This window comes from Hymenobacter norwichensis DSM 15439 (assembly GCF_000420705.1).
In the GTDB taxonomy this organism is placed as follows: Bacteria; Bacteroidota; Bacteroidia; order Cytophagales; family Hymenobacteraceae; genus Hymenobacter; species Hymenobacter norwichensis.
Genome location: NZ_ATVL01000011.1, coordinates 337,506 through 353,841 on the forward strand (window position 1 = coordinate 337,506; position 16,336 = coordinate 353,841).

Annotated in this window: 15 protein-coding genes and 1 tRNA gene; 12 read left to right on the top strand and 4 right to left on the bottom strand. The window is 54.7% G+C overall.

Features of this window, described 5'->3' with window-relative positions; genetic code table 11:
* The first annotated feature begins 16 nt into the window (after positions 1–16).
* The 5 genes from G536_RS0122130 (at position 17) to G536_RS0122150 (ending at position 5,255) form a co-directional block, all read left to right on the top strand.
* The gene (locus G536_RS0122130) at positions 17–1,219 is read left to right on the top strand and encodes a thiolase family protein (RefSeq protein ID WP_022825793.1); all 1,203 of its coding nucleotides are present in this window, start codon (positions 17–19) and stop codon (positions 1,217–1,219) included.
* A 92-nt stretch (positions 1,220–1,311) separates the two neighbouring features.
* The gene (locus G536_RS0122135) at positions 1,312–1,854 is read left to right on the top strand and encodes a GNAT family N-acetyltransferase (RefSeq protein WP_022825794.1); all 543 of its coding nucleotides are present in this window, start codon (positions 1,312–1,314) and stop codon (positions 1,852–1,854) included.
* A gap of 104 nt (positions 1,855–1,958) precedes the next feature.
* A complete protein-coding gene (truA, locus tag G536_RS29375) occupies positions 1,959–2,750 on the top strand; it encodes a tRNA pseudouridine(38-40) synthase TruA (protein WP_022825795.1) in 792 nt (263 codons plus the stop codon).
* A gap of 158 nt (positions 2,751–2,908) precedes the next feature.
* Positions 2,909–4,618 carry an ABC transporter ATP-binding protein gene (locus G536_RS0122145; protein ID WP_051167076.1) on the top strand — a complete coding sequence of 570 codons (1,710 nt, stop codon included), beginning with the start codon at positions 2,909–2,911 and terminating at the stop codon, positions 4,616–4,618.
* Between the two features lie 112 nt (positions 4,619–4,730).
* Positions 4,731–5,255, top strand: coding sequence for a hypothetical protein (locus G536_RS0122150; protein WP_157530846.1), 525 nt, complete (start codon positions 4,731–4,733; stop codon positions 5,253–5,255).
* A 75-nt stretch (positions 5,256–5,330) separates the two neighbouring features.
* Here G536_RS0122150 and G536_RS0122155 read toward each other — a convergent pair whose 3' ends face one another.
* Both G536_RS0122155 and G536_RS0122160 read right to left on the bottom strand, forming a co-directional pair.
* Positions 5,331–6,056, bottom strand: coding sequence for a hypothetical protein (locus G536_RS0122155; RefSeq protein ID WP_022825798.1), 726 nt, complete (start codon positions 6,054–6,056; stop codon positions 5,331–5,333).
* A 140-nt stretch (positions 6,057–6,196) separates the two neighbouring features.
* Complete coding sequence (locus tag G536_RS0122160; RefSeq protein ID WP_022825799.1) at positions 6,197–6,427, bottom strand: hypothetical protein; 231 nt, start codon at positions 6,425–6,427, stop codon at positions 6,197–6,199.
* Positions 6,428–6,998: 571 nt separating this feature from the next.
* Between G536_RS0122160 and G536_RS32330 the strand changes: the two genes are divergently transcribed.
* Together G536_RS32330 and G536_RS0122165 are read left to right on the top strand one after the other, a co-directional pair.
* A complete protein-coding gene (locus tag G536_RS32330) occupies positions 6,999–7,391 on the top strand; it encodes a hypothetical protein (protein WP_157530848.1) in 393 nt (130 codons plus the stop codon).
* Positions 7,392–7,614: 223 nt separating this feature from the next.
* A complete protein-coding gene (locus G536_RS0122165; protein WP_022825800.1) occupies positions 7,615–8,526 on the top strand; it encodes a YitT family protein in 912 nt (303 codons plus the stop codon).
* Between the two features lie 257 nt (positions 8,527–8,783).
* Here G536_RS0122165 and G536_RS0122170 read toward each other — a convergent pair.
* Positions 8,784–8,857, bottom strand: a tRNA-Pro gene (locus tag G536_RS0122170).
* Positions 8,858–9,455: 598 nt separating this feature from the next.
* Between G536_RS0122170 and G536_RS0122175 the strand changes: the two genes are divergently transcribed.
* Complete coding sequence (locus G536_RS0122175; RefSeq protein ID WP_169515143.1) at positions 9,456–10,001, top strand: T9SS type A sorting domain-containing protein; 546 nt, start codon at positions 9,456–9,458, stop codon at positions 9,999–10,001.
* A 156-nt stretch (positions 10,002–10,157) separates the two neighbouring features.
* Here the strand turns inward: G536_RS0122175 and G536_RS0122180 are convergent, their stop codons facing one another.
* Positions 10,158–11,945 (bottom strand): ABC transporter ATP-binding protein, encoded by a 1,788-nt coding sequence (locus G536_RS0122180; RefSeq protein ID WP_022825802.1) that lies wholly within the window; start codon positions 11,943–11,945, stop codon positions 10,158–10,160.
* A 212-nt stretch (positions 11,946–12,157) separates the two neighbouring features.
* On the opposite strand from G536_RS0122180, the gene G536_RS0122185 reads away from it, so the two are divergent.
* The 4 genes from G536_RS0122185 (at position 12,158) to G536_RS0122200 (ending at position 16,234) form a co-directional block, all read left to right on the top strand.
* Positions 12,158–13,249 carry a Glu/Leu/Phe/Val dehydrogenase dimerization domain-containing protein gene (locus tag G536_RS0122185; protein ID WP_022825803.1) on the top strand — a complete coding sequence of 364 codons (1,092 nt, stop codon included), beginning with the start codon at positions 12,158–12,160 and terminating at the stop codon, positions 13,247–13,249.
* A gap of 118 nt (positions 13,250–13,367) precedes the next feature.
* Positions 13,368–14,552 carry a transcription antitermination factor NusB gene (gene nusB, locus G536_RS0122190; protein WP_022825804.1) on the top strand — a complete coding sequence of 395 codons (1,185 nt, stop codon included), beginning with the start codon at positions 13,368–13,370 and terminating at the stop codon, positions 14,550–14,552.
* Between the two features lie 182 nt (positions 14,553–14,734).
* The gene (locus G536_RS0122195; protein ID WP_022825805.1) at positions 14,735–15,046 is read left to right on the top strand and encodes a YtxH domain-containing protein; all 312 of its coding nucleotides are present in this window, start codon (positions 14,735–14,737) and stop codon (positions 15,044–15,046) included.
* Between the two features lie 183 nt (positions 15,047–15,229).
* The gene (locus G536_RS0122200) at positions 15,230–16,234 is read left to right on the top strand and encodes an isocitrate/isopropylmalate dehydrogenase family protein (protein ID WP_022825806.1); all 1,005 of its coding nucleotides are present in this window, start codon (positions 15,230–15,232) and stop codon (positions 16,232–16,234) included.
* Positions 16,235–16,336 lie beyond the last annotated feature (102 nt).

Genomic DNA, 16,336 nt, shown 5'->3' on the forward strand with positions numbered 1-16,336 from the left:
GCATTCAAATCAGACAATGCCCACTGCTTATATAGTTGACGCCGTTCGGACTCCCATCGGCAAATTTGGGGGTGCCCTCCACAGCGTCCGTCCCGATGACCTAGCTGCGCACGTACTGCGCGAACTGATGCGCCGCAACCCCAGCGTGGATAAGGCGGCAATTGAAGATGTAATAATGGGCGCCGCCAACCAAGCTGGCGAAGACAACCGCAACGTAGCCCGCATGGCTGCGCTGCTGGCGGGCCTACCCATTACGGTGCCCGGCGTAACCGTAAACCGCCTATGTGCTTCTGGCTTACAGAGCATTACCGATGCTTCCCGTGCCGTAATGGCGGGTGAAGGCGACGTATATCTGGCGGGTGGTTCGGAAAGCATGACCCGCGCGCCGTTTGTGATGGCGAAGTCGGAAACGGCTTTCGGGCGGGAGCTGACGGCCCACGACACCACGTTGGGCTGGCGCTTCACCAATCCCAAGCTTAGCAAGATGCACCACCCGTACGCTATGGGCGAAACCGCCGAAAACGTAGCGCGCAAGTATGGCATCACCCGGCGCGAGCAGGACGAGTTTGCGTTTGAGTCACAGCGCCGCTACCACCGGGCCGCCGAGAAGGGTCGGTTCCGTAAGGAAATCGTGCCGGTATTTGTGGCCGCCCCCAAAGGAGATGCCGCGCTGTTTGATACCGACGAGCCGCCGCGTCTGAGCACCATCGAGAAGCTAGGCACGCTGAAACCCGCTTTCCAGCCCGTAGATGGCACCGTAACGGCCGGTAACTCCGCTGGCATTAATGATGGCGCCGCCGCCGTAATGGTGGTGAGCGAAGAGGCCGTGAAGCGCTACAACCTAAAGCCGTTGGCCCGGGTAGTAGGTTCGGCCTTCGCGGGCGTTGACCCAGCATACATGGGCTTAGGGCCGGTGCCCGCCACCCAAAAGGTACTACAACGCACGGGCTTAACGCTGAACGATATCGGGCTGATTGAGCTGAACGAGGCGTTTGCCGCGCAAAGCATTGCCTGTATCCGTGAATTGGGCCTGAACCCGGAAATCGTGAACGTGAACGGGGGCGCCATTGCCATCGGGCACCCACTGGGCACTAGCGGTTCGCGCCTCACGGCTACGCTGCTGCACGAAATGCAGCGCCGCCAGGATGTCCGCTACGGCCTCGTAACTATGTGCGTGGGCGTGGGCCAAGGCGCGGCCATCGTCTACGAGAAAGCATAACTCGTTTTTTGTGGTTGGTTTTTCGTGGTTCGTCTTGACACAAGCTTCTGCTGAGGAACTACGAAAAACCAACCACGAAAAACGAACAGTCTATGACCGACCCGCTGCTTACGCCTACGCTGGAACTACCGCTACCCGGAGTCCGGCTGCGACCCTGGTCGTTTGCCGATGCGCCGGCGCTAGTAGAGTATGCCAACGACCCGCGCATTGCCGAAAATCTGCGCGACACGTTTCCGTACCCGTACACCCAGCAGGACGCTGAATTCTATCTTTGCCTGATGGCCGACCAGCAGCGCGACCTGCATCTGGCGTTTGAGGTAGAAGGTAAGGCAGTGGGTAGCGTGGGCGTACATTTTAAAACGGATGTGCGCCGCCGCTCCGCCGAAATCGGGTATTGGCTCGGGCAGCCATACTGGGGGCGGGGCTTAACCACCGCCGCCGTACAGCGGGTAGCAGAATACGTATTCGCCCATTTCGACGTGTGCCGGCTCTACGCCGTGGTGTTCGAAACCAACCTTGCCTCGGCACGGGTGCTGGAAAAAGCTGGGTTTGAGCTGGAAGCCGTGCTGCGCAAAAGCATTGTCAAGCACAACCAGATGTTTGATTCGCGGCTGTACGCTAAAATCAATGGGTGAATAAGTGGATGGAGTGACCTACGTTAGGATAAGCTCGCCTTTCCTGTTTTGTCGTTACTTCACTTCATCCATTCATCTATTCACTCATTCACCCATTGTCAAGTTTGCGCTACTTCCTTCACTTAGCCTACGATGGCACCCGCTACCACGGCTGGCAGGTGCAGCCCAACACGCTCACGGTGCAGCAGGAGTTAGACCGGTGCCTCTCGCAGGTGCTGCGGCAGCCAGTGTACTCGCTGGGTAGTGGCCGTACCGATACAGGCGTGCACGCCAGCCACCAGGTAGCGCACTTCGAGGCTGAATTTCCGGAAACGCTGGATCTGGAAACGGCGCTGTACCGCTTCAACCGCGCTTTCCCGCCCGATATTGCCGCCTATGCCTTGCATCCGGTACCCGATAACGCCCACGCCCGGTTCTCAGCCGATGCCCGCACCTACGAATACTACGTGCGCCTCGTACCCGACCCGTTTAGCGTAGGGCGAGCCTTGTACTTGGACCGCGCGCCCGATGTGGAGGCCATGAACCAGGCCGCCGCCACCCTGCTCGGCTCCCGCGACTTCACGGCCTTCTCTAAAGTGAAAGGCGGCGAAAACCACTATGTGTGCGTGGTGTATGAGGCCAGCTGGCACGTAATGCCCGGCGGGCTGATGTTCCGGATCCGGGCTAACCGGTTTGTGCGGGGCATGGTGCGGCTGGTGGTAGGCACCCTGCTCACCGTGGGTCGGGGCAAGATTACACCCGCGCAGTTTCAGCAGATTCTGCACGCCCAGCGCCGGGTAGATGCCAGTAGCGCGGCGCCGGCCCAAGGCCTCTACCTGAGCCGCGTAGAGTACATGCCCGATGTGGTGCCCCCCGAACTACTGCCGCCAGGTTTGCCGTACTTTGTAGGGAAGTAAACTCCGCTGGCTCTGAAGTATAGTGCTGCCGAAAACCGCTCTGCAACTTCCGGCCGGTGTGCCTGGTTACTAGCACTCAATACCTTTCTATTTTGGAACCAACTACCGCTTCTGCCAAATCCGGCAATATCTTCGATTGGCAGGTGCTGCGCCGGCTGATGGTGTACGTGCGGCCTTACCGGCGCATCTTCTACCTGCTGGTTTTCCTGACGCTGGCGGCGGCGGTGCTCGGTACGCTCCGGCCATTCCTCATCCAGCGCATGGTGGACGTCACCATTGAGGAAAACGACTGGCTCGGGCTCAACAAGATGTTTGGGCTGCTGCTGGTGCTGCTGGTGGCCAACTCCTTCGTGAGTTACCTGCAAACTTACTTCGGTGGCTGGCTCGGCCAGTACATCGTGCGCGACATTCGGGTGGATCTGTACAAGCACATCCTCAACCTGCGCCTCAAGTTCTTCGACCGGACTCCTATCGGCGTGCTTACCACCCGCAACATTTCCGACGTGGAAACCCTGTCGGATGTGTTTAGTGAAGGGCTAGCGGCTATGCTGGGAGACATTTTGCAGCTGGTCTTCATCATGGGCTTCATGTTCTACATCGACTGGCGGCTGACCTTGGTGAGCTTATCGGTAATTCCGCCGCTGCTGTTTAGCACCTACGTGTTTAAGGAGAAGGTGAAGAAGTCGTTTCAGGAGGTGCGCACGGCCGTAGCTAGCCTCAATGCCTTCGTGCAAGAGCACCTGACGGGCATGAACGTGGTGCAGATTTTCAACAACGAGGAGCGTGAGTACCGCAAGTTTCAGGCCCTGAACCAGGAGCACACCCGTGCCAATATCCGCTCAGTGCTGTACTACTCCATCTATTTCCCGGTGGCCGAAGTGCTGGGTGCCGTGGGGGTGGGGTTGCTGGTGTGGTACGCCGCCCAAGGTCAGATTGAGGGCACCATTTCCAAGGGCGCCCTCATTGCCTTCATCATGTACAACGCGTTGTTTTTCCGCCCCATCCGCCAGATTGCCGACCGGTTTAACACCTTACAACTTGGCTTGGTAAGCACCGAGCGGCTACTGAAATTACTCGACAGCCAGGATTTCATTCCCGACAACGGCACCTTAGCCCCGGCCACGTTACGCGGCGAGGTGGAGTTCGACAAGGTGTGGTTTGCTTACAATGAAGAAGAGTACGTACTGCGCGACATCAGTTTCAAGGTGGAGCCCGGCCAGACCATAGCGTTTGTGGGCGCTACCGGCGCCGGCAAAACCAGCATCATCAACCTGCTCAGCCGCTTCTACGACATCAATAAAGGCCATATCAAAGTAGATGGTCACGACTTGCAGGACTACGACCTAAGTGCTTTGCGCCGCCATATTGGCGTAGTGTTGCAGGATGTGTTCCTGTTTGCGGGTACCATTCGTGACAATATCACGCTAGGCAGCCAGGACATTACCGACGAGCAAATCTGGGAAGCTGCCGACTTGGTAGGAGCGCGACGGTTCATCGAGCGGCTGCCCGGCTCCCTCGATTATCCTGTAATGGAGCGCGGTGCCACGCTTTCGGTAGGGCAGCGGCAGCTCATTAGTTTCGTGCGGGCTATGGTGTACCAGCCCACGATTATTGTGTTGGATGAGGCCACTTCCTCGGTTGACTCGGAAACCGAGGAGCTGATTCAGGCGGCTATCGAGAAGCTGATGCAGGGCCGGACCTCGCTGGTTATTGCTCACCGCCTCAGCACCATCCAAAAAGCCGACCGCATCATTGTAATGGACCACGGCGAAATCAAAGAATCGGGCCGCCACGAGGAGTTGCTGCGCCAGAGCGGATACTACGCCCAACTCTACCAGATGCAGTACCGCGACGTGCTGAAGGCATAAGCACAAGCAGCGCTACTGGCAGGTTATGGCACATGTGTGCTACTTCTTGCTTGCCTTCCTGTCATTCTTCGGCTTTCCTGCTGCACCTTTGCAGCCCCAAAGCAACTACTTCATGAACCGTATTTTTCTTATCCTTTCCCTGCTGCTCATCGTGGCAGTTGGCGTGGCCTACTATGTGCTGGGCGGCTTCAAAACGGCCGACGTGAAGCTGGAAACCACCGCGCAGCCGGTTTTTGTAGCCGGCAAATACTTTGAGGGCCCGGCCGGCAGTGAAGCCTTCGGTGACCTAACCCGTGAGGCCTACGAAATTCGTACGTCGGGCAAGATCAACGGCACGTTCGGCAACATCTTCTACAACGACCCTGCCTCATCCAGCGAAGCGGCTAGGGTATTTGTGGGGCTGATTGTGGATGATACTACCTCGCAGAAGCTGCCAGCCGGCTACCGGTACCGGGTGTTTCCGGCCGGGCAGCGGGTGTTGCACTCCGCCATCGAAGCCAGTTACTTGGTAGCCCCCGGCAAGCTCTATACCGGTATCAAATCAACGGCTAAGGAGCAAAGCCTAACCTTGCAGAATATCTACCTGGAGCGGTTTCCAACTACCGGCCCCGTGGAAGTGTGGGCTGTGGTGAAGTAGATTCAGTTAAGCCTAATATGAAACGGGCTCCTTCGCACTGTGCGAAGGAGCCCATTTGCTTAGGTAGCAGGGAAGCTAGTTTCCTAGGTGGAACGATGCGCCTACAGCTAGGTATTGCAGCCCAAAATTAGCCCCGAAACTGCTGCTAGTGCCTTCGTAATTAGTTTGATAGGACTGATTGCTTTGAAACGTGCTTTCCGATTTAGATGCAGTATACGATAAGCCACCTACCGTAAGCTCTAACCCAAGTTTGGGGGTGGGAAAGAATACAAAGCCGGGGGATAATGTAGCAAAACCACCAGTCGATTTTGCCTCGGAACTATAATACTCTTCATTATTGATTCCTGAATAATAACTGCTGTTATTCTGGATTTGGCGCTGGTATCCTCCAGCCAATTGACCATAGAAAGCTACTCTTTCACCCAGCATTTTATAGTAGCGCACAAAGGGGCCTATCGTTGCGCCTTTTGTTCTGTCATTACGATGATAAGTGTTGGGACTACCATTGTCATTTCTGGTTTCTATGTTCTTACCTGAACCTACGCTGCCACGGATGCCAAGAGCCAGGTTGTCAGCTACAAAGAAGCCAATTTGGGGCGCAAAATTGAAGCTGGACTGCTTGGAATCCTGCTGAACGTTGGCCACAGAACCAGAAGGGGTGGTAGATGTAGACTCGCCCTTCGATTGATAATAATTCACCTGTCCACTCACGAGCAACTTGCCTGCTTCTGTTTGAGCCTGCGCCGTGCCTATTGCGGTGCCCAGTAGCAGAATACTTGAAACCGATTTCTTGATTGACATAAAAGGAGTAGATAAAAGATGAAAAGTACGCCTCCAACGCACTATTCATCGGGATTATTAGGGTAATCGGATTTATATATTTTATCGAAAATATGCTCAGTCGCGCAATAAAAAAGCCTTAGCTCCTATGAGCCGAGAGGTTACACCAGCAAGTTATCCTGGGCAGTTTGCTGGCAGCGGATGGAGGTGATTTGCAGACCCAGCAGATGCGGGCTTCGGAATTGCTCGTAGAGGTCAGTGAATACCTCGTTCAGTTCTGGTGTTTCGCTTAACTGATAGTGGCACACCTGGTGGGTATTCACAATGTAGCCGTCTTCAAATTCAGCTAGTGTAAGCTGATAGCAAACTGTGTACTGAGGTTCCTTTTTCATAGCCGTTGGAAGAAAGGACGTAAGCAGAGTGGATACGCAAATCTAATATATTTAGTATGAATACCATCTTAATTAGTATATATAGTTGCATTCATCGTTCCTGAATCCATCCACCAATAAAAGGCAGTAGCCTATAAGTCGGCCTTTCCTGTATCGATAGAAGCAGGGCGCAATTTGTCTTAAGCATTAATAAAGCGGCTACTATATTTCTCGGACTTAGTGAGCAAACAAAGCCCAAGTAAGAAGGCACTCTGTGAGTTGAGAAGTCACTCGATACACACTTAGTAAGTAAAGGATGAATGCCTGTTGCTAGGGCATGAACAAGCCGCTCAAAAAAATAAATCACAATACTTATATATTAACAAAGTAGATAGTGTGTTGTAGCTAATTTTTGGCTTAATATTATGATTTTAAGGTGTTTGAGGATTGAAAATAGCAGAATGCTCTGAAGTGCTACGTGTCCAGCAACACTCTGTAAAACCTGTCTGGTAAGGGTGCCGGGAACATGGCTAGTGCCTAGCCCGTTGAATAAAGACCAGCGCTTTACCATTTTTGCGCTAGCCTTTCCTCTATGTCTCGTTCTGTTTCCTCAGTTGTATCGTCGCACTGGCGCCTTAGTTGGCTGCTGGCGGCACTGCTGTGCGTTATAGAGCTGAAGCCTGCAATGGCTATCATCCGGTATGCTAGCATTAATGCTGTTGAGCGAACTGGTAGCACACGCATTAGTGTAACGCCCGCAACTGAGTTAATAGAGCAGCGCACTACCTGTTGGGAAGCCATTGCTCCTGCCGAAGCGGATGCCGGCAGCTGGCTACCAGTAAGCACAGCGTTGCTACCACAGCTTAATTGGGAGCTTACGAATGCGCTTATATGGCCCATCTGTCTGGATTGGCGGGGTGAGGTGCTGCCAGTCCTGTTTCGGCAGCGTCAGTTTTTAGTTGCTGTATTGCCCAACGCTCCTTAGCTACTGTTGCGGCGCATCATTGGGTCGTAATGAAAGCCCTGAAAGCCGGGTAAACCACCTACTTACTTATTAACAATCTGCTGCTTGTTGCCTATCTGCCAAGCCATTCGGCGTAGCTGAAACCCGCGCAAGCAGCAAACTCACTGTGTTCATGCTTCTTCAACAATCTATACTTCAGCGCCTTCGAGAAATGGTAGGCGCAAGTACTTTATCTTCTTCACCAGTGCCAACTGCAGCCGTTGCGGCTACGGTAGACGAACCAGCCAAGTCCGATGAACGGGAATTTGGCCAATACATCCGCCAGGCAATTTTCATTGTGTTGGGTATCATGTCGGCGGCGCTTGGCTTGAAAGGGTTCTTGCTGCCCAATGAGTTTATTGATGGGGGGGTAACAGGTATCTCATTGCTTACCAGCCAACTGACAGGTATTTCGTTGTCGTTGCTGATTGTGGTTATCAACATTCCGTTTGTGGTGCTGGGCTACTACCAGATGGGCCGCGGCTTTGCCCTCAAAACTCTGATGGCTATTATGGGCTTGGCTCTGGCCTTGCTGGTGGTATCGTTTCCCACGCTTACCCAAGACAAGCTGCTAATTGCTGTTTTCGGCGGTTTCTTTCTTGGGGCCGGTATCGGCCTGACGGTGCGCGGCGGTGCCGTACTCGACGGTACGGAGGTACTGGCCGTATACCTGAGCAAGAAAACGGCCCTCTCCGTCGGCGATGTAATTCTGCTCATCAACTTGGTGATCTTTGGCGCGGCGGCCTACCTGCTATCCATCGAAACCGCGTTGTACTCTATCCTGGCTTACCTGTCGGCTGCCAAGACTATCGACTTCATTATCGAAGGCATTGAGGAATATACCGGTGTAACCATCGTATCGGCGCAGAGCGAGCAAATCCGGCAGATGTTAACCGAGAAACTCGGTCGTGGGGCCACCGTTTACGCGGGCAAGCGCGGCTACGGCTCGCACGGCCACCAGCGCGCCGCCATCGACATCATCTTTACCGTAACCACCCGCCTAGAGGTCACGCAACTGAAAACTGAAATCGAAAAAATTGACCCCCAGGCTTTCGTAGTGATGCATAGCGTGCGCGAAACCAAGGGCGGCATGGTGAAAAAACGACCGTTGCACTAAACTGCTGTTTGGCGCATTTTTAGCGGCAGCCACCAAAAAGCACCATAAAAAAACCGCTGAACGAAGGTTCAGCGGTTTTTTTATGGCTTAGCAGAAAGTTGGGGTAGCAGGGTTCGAACCTTCGTCCTCAACGACGCATGCTACCGGGCTACGCTACCCCTGAAAGGGGCCTTACTTACCTAATAACCGAACGGAAAGAGCCAAAAAAAGCCTCTGGGTGGGGTTCCCAGAGGCTTTTCAGACAATAAATTCTTCAGTCGGAGTGGCAGGATTCGAACCTACGACCTCCAGCACCCCATGCTGGCGCGATACCAGGCTACGCTACACCCCGAGGAATTATGGCACAAAGGTAACCCAGAAATTGAATGTTGCGCAATGTATTGGCAACAAAATTCGGTTGCCTAGTGCCGCTGTATGGCTAACGGAACAAGTTTTCCGCAGATTTTTCCTGCCTTTACGTCACGACTGGTCTCACTATCTGCGTCTTGGCTTTTACCCCATATTCATTGAATTACTTATGCTGCGTGTAGTTGCCAGCAATTGAATTTTGTAGCTACCTAATCAGCAGCGAATAGGTTTCAGCTGAAAGGCGTCGGTAAGGCAAGATAGGGTTGGGCAGATGCAGGCTTCGATTACTTGCGTCTTTCGGTCGCCTCACTGGTCTAGCTATACTGCTAAGCTTCTTGGGATAGTAACTTCTCCTAGCCAAACAGATACCGTACTAGCTTTAGACTGCCCGCTGAGCCAGGTTTGTTGACTCACGTAATTAGCACTGCAACTGGGTTGCGTTTATAGCAGCAAACGGTGATTATGACAATCGGTAGAAGATATTGGGTATTAGTACTTTCTGATGAATTGTGATTTTAGAGGCGTATATTTGAGTAATTTTACAAGAAATCTGGGTAGCTCACGTTGTCATAGATATGCGTATGAAATCTGTACTTTCTCTTGTTGCTGTGCTTTTTACTTTGGGGTTGTTGAATCCTGTGCAGGCCCAAACCAAAGGAGTTGCTCCCAAGCCCGCCGCTAAGGCTCCGGTGAAAGCAGCGGTGCCGGCCGCTAAGAAACCCGCCCCAGCCACGGCGGCTAAGCCAGCTACACCGGTGGCCAAACCCGGAGTGCCATCGGCCAAGCCGGGTACTGCCACTCCGAAGCCTGCTGCTTCTGCGGCGCCGGTGGCCCCCGTAGCCCTCGTTACCGACAAAATGGTGGTGCCGGCTGTGAATACGTCGTTGCTGAAGGTGCAGGCTAGTGCCAACCCTGTAACCGGCCGGCTCACGGTGCGCACTAACTCGCCGAATCCTACTCGCGTGGAAATCAACGGTCCTGATGGCCGTCCGGTTATCACCCGCGACTTAATCAGCAGTTCGGAAACGGCCGTACTCGATGTTCGTAACCTGCCGCCTGGCGCCTATATCGTGCAGTGTACCTCGGGTGAGCGGCGTGGCATTAAGCGCGTGATGGTAGGACAGTAACCACGCTTTAACGCATTATAAAAACGCCCATCTGGTAGGCCAGATGGGCGTTTTGTGTTTTACTAACTACTATTTGCATTAGGTAAGCTAAGTTCAGGTCAAGGTAGAAACAAGATGCCCGAACTAGCTACTCAAGGAAAACACTAGGCTATCAGTCTATGCGGCGTCTTCGCTTTGCAGCTGCCGCTCGTAGAGGGCGCGGTACAGCCCGTCAGCGTCCTGCATTAGCACTTCGTGGGTGCCGTGCTGCACAATTACGCCGTCGTCGAGCACCAGGATTTCGTCGGCTAGCTTCACGGAACTCACGCGGTGTGAGATGATGAGGCTGGTGCGGTTGTGCATGATGCGCTGCAAGGCGTCGAGGATGGCGTTTTCGGTGTTGGTATCTACGGCCGAGAGGGAGTCGTCGAGGATCAGAATTTTCGGCTCTTTCACTAGGGCACGGGCAATGCTGACGCGCTGCTTCTGGCCGCCGGAGAGGGTAATACCCCGCTCGCCGAGCTTGGTATCGAAGCCTTCCGGGAAGCGAATGATGTTGTCGTAGACGTTGGCGTCTTTAGCGGCTTGCTGCATCCGCTCCTCGGTTGGGTTGTTGAGGCCGAAGTTGATGTTGTTGCGGATGGAGTCCGAGAACAGGAACACGTCCTGGGGTACGTACCCGATTTGCTCGCGCAGGGAGTTCAGGGAATAGTCGCGCACGTCCACGCCGTCGATGCGGATGGTGCCGGTCGTCACGTCGAAGAGGCGGCAGAGCAGCACGGCCACGGTGCTTTTGCCCGAGCCAGTGTTACCGATAACCGCCAAGGTCTGGCCCGGCCGGATGTGGAAGCTCACGTTTTTCAGTGCTTGGATGCCGGTATCGGGGTAGGTGAACGAGACGTTGTCGAACACAATGTCGCCGGCCATTTCCTGCTCGATATTCTTCTGCGAAACGATGTCGGTTTTCTGGTCCAAGAACTCGTTGATGCGGGCCTGCGAGGCTTCGGCGCGCTGCACGAGGCTACTGGTCCAGCCCAGCGCCGTTACGGGCCAGGTGAGCAGGTTCACGTAAATCAGGAACTCGGCAATGCTACCCGTGGTGATGGTGCCCCGGATAACCTCCTGCCCGCCCACGTACACCGTAACAATGGTGCTGAGGCCAACCAGAAACATAATCAGCGGGAAAAACAGCGAGTTCACGAAGTTCAAACTCAACGACTTCTCCTTGTACTCATTGGAAGCCACCGCAAACTGCTGGTGCGAATCCTGCTCCCGCACAAACGACTTCAGCACCCGAATCCCCGAAAACGCCTCCTGTACGAACGTGGTCATGCCCGAGAGGCTGCGCTGGATTTCGTCGGACTTCTTCTCAATCAGGTTGTTGACGTAGAAAATGCTGACGCTCAGGATGGGCAGCGGCAGCAGCGTGTAAATCGTCAGCTTCACGTTCACCATGAACATGAGTGGCACGATGAGCACGAATAGCAGCACCAACTGCATGAAATACATGATGGCCGGCCCGAAGTACATGCGCACCCGCCCCACATCCTCACTGATGCGCGACATTAGGTCGCCGGTGCTGTGGCGGCGGTAGAAGGCTAGCGGTAAGCTTTGGTAGTGCTGGTAGATTTCGTTTTTCTGGTCGTTTTCGATGTGCCGGCTCATCACGATGAGCGTTTGGCGCATGAAGAACAGGAAGATTCCCCGCAGCAAGGCCAGTACAATAATCAGGATACCGTACAGCAGCACGTTGCGCCCGAACAGAGAATACACTTCGCCCTGCGACGACGTGCCCGCAAATAAGTGGTACAGGTCGATGCCCTCACTTACCAAATCGAAGGCGTAGCGCACAATCTGGGCCGGGAAAATGGCCAGCAACGTGCTGAGCGCCACGAACAGCACACCGCCGATGAAATGCCATTTGTAGCGAAATAGGTACTTATTGGTAGCAGAAAGAGCGGACACAGGAGAGTGAAGTGGAGACGAGAAAACAGCGGCTTGGCTGGCTCCGTAAAGAGCTTAACCAATGGCCGGAACCGGAAATTGGGTTACTTTTGCACCCGAATTGCGAACCATAACGCCCGATTGCCAGGTGGCGTTGCGGTTTGCAAAGATACAACAAGCAAGTCCCGCTCTTTCCTTTCCCAAATCCCACCCACCCTTTCATCCCTTCCCAAATGGTTGAATTTCACGAGACGACCGATACGTCGGTCTTTGGTCAAATTGCCGAGTTCCAACACGAGCAAGTGGTGTTCTGCCACGACCACGAAACGGGCTTGCGCGCCATTATTGGCATTCACAACACGGTGCTGGGTCCGGCACTGGGGGGAACCCGCATGTGGCACTACGCCTCCGATGCTGATGCCCTGCACGATGTACTGCGTCTTTCGCGCGGCATGAGCTACAAGGCCGCCATTTCGGGTTTGAACCTAGGCGGCGGTAAGGCCGTCATCATCGGGGATGCCCGCACTATGAAGACCGAAGCCCTGTTGCGCAAGTTCGGGCGCTTCGTGCAGAACCTGAATGGTAAGTACATCACCGCCGAAGATGTGAACATGACCACCAAGGACATGGAGTACATTCGAATGGAAACCAAGCACGTAGCAGGCTTGCCTGAAAGCATGGGCGGCTCCGGCGACCCATCACCAGTAACGGCTTACGGCACCTACATGGGCATGAAGGCCGCCGCTAAAAAGGCGTTTGGCTCCGAGAGCCTGGCCGGTAAGCGCATTGCGGTGCAAGGCGTGGGCCACGTAGGCACCTACCTGATGGAGTATTTGCAGAAGGAAGGCGCCAAGCTGGTGCTCACCGACTACTACGAAGACCGCGCGCTGGAAGCCGCTGCCCGTTTCGGGGCGGTAGCCGTGGGCCTCGACGAAATCTACGACCAGGAGGTGGATATCTACTCGCCGTGCGCGCTGGGTGCCACCATCAACGACGATACCATTGAGCGGTTGAAGTGCCGGGTAATTGCCGGTTGCGCCAACAACCAGCTGGAAAATGAGAACGTGCATGGCCCCGCCCTCGTGGACCGTGGCATCGTGTACGCCCCCGATTTTCTGATCAATGCCGGCGGCCTCATCAACGTTTACTCCGAAGTAATTGGGGGCAGCCGCCAGTCAGCCCTCACTCAAACCGAGAAAATTTTCGATTACACCACTCAAGTACTTCTCAAAGCCGACGAGGAGGGCACGCATCCCCAGGCCGCTGCCATCCGGCAAGCCGAGGAGCGCATTGCCGCCATCGGCAAAGTCAAATCCACTTACTAGCGGTGATTTAGTGATTTAGCGACTTAGTGAGTTTGACGTTCTAACAGTGCACGTTGAGCAACCAGAACGTCAAACTCACTAAGTCGCTAAATCACTAAATCACTAAATCACACAAAGAATGCTCAACCGTCGCACGCTTCGCATCAAGGTCATGCAGGCCCTGTACGCCTACCATCAGGCCGTGGGGTCTGATTTTTTATTGGCTAATGACCGGATTGTGGATGCCTTCGCGCCCGACCTGACTTCGCCCGAACCCCAGGACAAACGCCTGCTGAAGGGCCAGCAGAAAATGGCCGAGCTGACCTTCAAGGAATGGCACAAGTCGGGCCAGGAGCCGGAGAAAAGCGACGATGCCGACGTGCAAGACGCCGTGCAGGACGCCATGAAGTACTACCGGAAAGCCGTTGCCAAGGACGCCACGTTCTATGCCGGCCAGATGGTGCACGCCGCCGAAAGCATCCACGACCAATACCTGCACCTGCTCAATATTCCGGAAGTTCTGCTTCAGATTATCGAGGAGGAGAAAACCCGCGAAGCCCGCAAGCACCTGGCTTCCAAGGAGCCCATGCTCGACACCACCCGGCTGGAACAAAACCCCGTGATTGAGAAGCTGCGGAGCAACCTGCAACTGCTCGACCTCACCATTCGCCGCGGCCAGCAGTGGAAAGGCGAAGACGAGCGGGAAGCCCTGCGCCTCGCTTGGCGCAACGAAATGCGCAACGACCCCGAGCTGCACAGCTACCTGGCGGCCCCGGCCGGCAACTACGCCGAGGACCAGGAGATGCTGAAGTATCTCTACAAAACCTACGTGTTCAAGGGCGAGAACCTGCCGCGTTACATCGAGGAAGACGACCTGAACTGGGAAGAAAACCGGCCCATCGTCAAGAACCTCGTGCTGAAAACGGTGAAGATGCTCGACGAAGCTGCCGACGAGAAGTTGGAGTTGATGTCGTTGTCGGCTAACTGGCAGGAGGACAAGGAGTTTGCCGAAAGCCTCTACAAGCAAACCCTCGAAGAAGACGATAAGTACGAGAAGCTCATTGCCGAATCGACCCAGAACTGGGACGTGGAACGCGTGGCCCTCACCGACAAGATTCTGCTGAAAATGGCGCTTTGTGAGATGCACATCTTCCGCGGTATTCCCGTGAAAGTGACCATCAACGAGTACATCGAAATCAGCAAGATTTACAGTACGCCTAAGAGCAAGCAGTTCGTGAACGGGATTCTAGATAAATTGGCCCAGGATCTGACGGCTAGCGGTGCCATCCGCAAGTCGGGCCGCGGCCTGCTGGACAACCAGTAGCAAGTAAGTATCAAGTAATTAGTAGCGAGTAGGTAGTAACAAGATTGGTCACCCGTCATGGTACTACTTACTCAATACCAAATACTCTATACTCCCTTCCTATACCTCAACTGGTAGTTCTGCGTACTAAGGCTCACTTTCCCTGTTCTAATACTCACTAGTTCATACTCACTCTTCATACAATGAGTAGCAAAACTCTCACCGGCATTCTTTGCTTTGCCGGCGGCGCCGTCACCGGAGCCGCTATCGGCCTGTTATACGCCCCCGAAACCGGCCGCGAAACGCGGAGCTGGTTGAGCTATCAGCTGGAGAAATACCGCGAAGCGCTGGCCGACATCACCGAGAACCTGGTAACCAGCCGGTCGGATATCGGCCCATCGTCGGCCAAAAGCGAAGGCCAACGCGTGATTCAGGACGCCAAGAGCAAGGCCGAGCAGCTCCTTGGCGACGTGGACCAGCTCATCAACCAAATCAACTCGCGCAAGACCCTCTAGCGGCCCGCGCGAGCACCGGAAATGTGCTGATGTGCTGATTTGCAGAGGTGTTGCTTCACCGTCGCAAACCAGCACATCAGCACATTTTTCATTATAAGCACATTCTGGCGTGGTACCTTTGCGGCACGATACCTGGCTCCGGCTGGGCCCGTTTCCCCATCCCTTCACTTCATTCACTTCTTGATGCACCTCATCACCCTCATCCCCGGCGACGGCATTGGCCCCGAAATCACGAAAGCGGTAACTGATATTTTTGCGGCGGCGCAGGTACCCGTGCAGTGGGAAGAGCAGAACGCCGGCCAAACCACCTTCGACCAGTCGGGAGAGCTGATTCCGCAGGCGCTCTTGTCGTCGTTGGAGAAAAACCGGGTGGCATTGAAAGGCCCAATTACCACGCCCGTAGGCAAGGGTTTCCGCAGCATCAACGTGACGCTGCGCCAGAAGTACGACCTCTACCAGAACGTGCGCCCCTCCAAAACCACGGAAGGCATCAAAACCCGCTACGAAGGCATTGATTTGGTGCTGTTCCGCGAAAACACCGAGGGCCTGTACTCGGGCTTGGAAGTGTGGGACGAACGTCTTGGCATTGCCGATTCCATTGCCCGCATCACGGTGGCGGGCTCGCGCAAAATATGCCGCGCCGCCTTTGCCTACGCCGCCAAGCATGGCCGCAAGAAAGTAACCCTGGCCCATAAGGCCAATATCATCAAGATGGCCGGTACCGTCATGCTGAACGCCTGTAAGGAAGCCGCTACCGAGTTTCCGCAGATTGTGTTCGAGGATAAGATCATCGACAACATGTGCATGCAGCTCGTAAACAAGCCCGAGCAGTTTGATGTGATTGTGACCACTAATCTGTTTGGCGACCTCCTCTCTGACCTGTGCGCGGGCCTAGTAGGCGGCCTGGGCGTGGTAGCCGGCGCCAACATCGGCGACAACATGGCCATCTTTGAAGCGGTACACGGCTCGGCTCCGGACATTGCCGGCCAAGGCAAAGCCAACCCCACGGCTCTGCTCCGCTCGGCCCTGATGATGCTGCATCACCTTGGTGAGCACCAGTACGCTGATACCATTGAAAAAGCGCTGGAAGCCACCCTCAAAGATCAGGAGAAGTGCACCGGCGACTTAGGCGGCAAAGCTTCTACCAGCGAGTTTGCGCAAGCTATTATCAGCAACCTGAACAAGTAAGCTGCTGAGAAATAGTGCGAAGAAGACCTTTTTACGGCGGAGCGGCAAAACAATGGCCCGTTCTGTCGTAAAAAGGTCTTTGCTATTAAACCGTGCGCCGCG

Excerpts from the sequence above, each read along its gene's own strand:
- G536_RS0122130 (WP_022825793.1), top strand. The coding sequence starts at position 17 with ATGCCCACTGCTTATATAGTTGACGCCGTTCGGACTCCCATCGGCAAA.
- G536_RS0122135 (WP_022825794.1), top strand. The coding sequence starts at position 1,312 with ATGACCGACCCGCTGCTTACGCCTACGCTGGAACTACCGCTACCCGGA.
- G536_RS0122145 (WP_051167076.1), top strand. The coding sequence starts at position 2,909 with ATGGTGTACGTGCGGCCTTACCGGCGCATCTTCTACCTGCTGGTTTTC.
- G536_RS0122150 (WP_157530846.1), top strand. The coding sequence starts at position 4,731 with ATGAACCGTATTTTTCTTATCCTTTCCCTGCTGCTCATCGTGGCAGTT.
- G536_RS0122155 (WP_022825798.1), bottom strand. The coding sequence starts at position 6,056 with ATGTCAATCAAGAAATCGGTTTCAAGTATTCTGCTACTGGGCACCGCA.
- G536_RS0122160 (WP_022825799.1), bottom strand. The coding sequence starts at position 6,427 with ATGAAAAAGGAACCTCAGTACACAGTTTGCTATCAGCTTACACTAGCT.
- G536_RS32330 (WP_157530848.1), top strand. The coding sequence starts at position 6,999 with ATGTCTCGTTCTGTTTCCTCAGTTGTATCGTCGCACTGGCGCCTTAGT.
- G536_RS0122175 (WP_169515143.1), top strand. The coding sequence starts at position 9,456 with ATGAAATCTGTACTTTCTCTTGTTGCTGTGCTTTTTACTTTGGGGTTG.
- G536_RS0122185 (WP_022825803.1), top strand. The coding sequence starts at position 12,158 with ATGGTTGAATTTCACGAGACGACCGATACGTCGGTCTTTGGTCAAATT.
- nusB (WP_022825804.1), top strand. The coding sequence starts at position 13,368 with ATGCTCAACCGTCGCACGCTTCGCATCAAGGTCATGCAGGCCCTGTAC.
- G536_RS0122195 (WP_022825805.1), top strand. The coding sequence starts at position 14,735 with ATGAGTAGCAAAACTCTCACCGGCATTCTTTGCTTTGCCGGCGGCGCC.
- G536_RS0122200 (WP_022825806.1), top strand. The coding sequence starts at position 15,230 with ATGCACCTCATCACCCTCATCCCCGGCGACGGCATTGGCCCCGAAATC.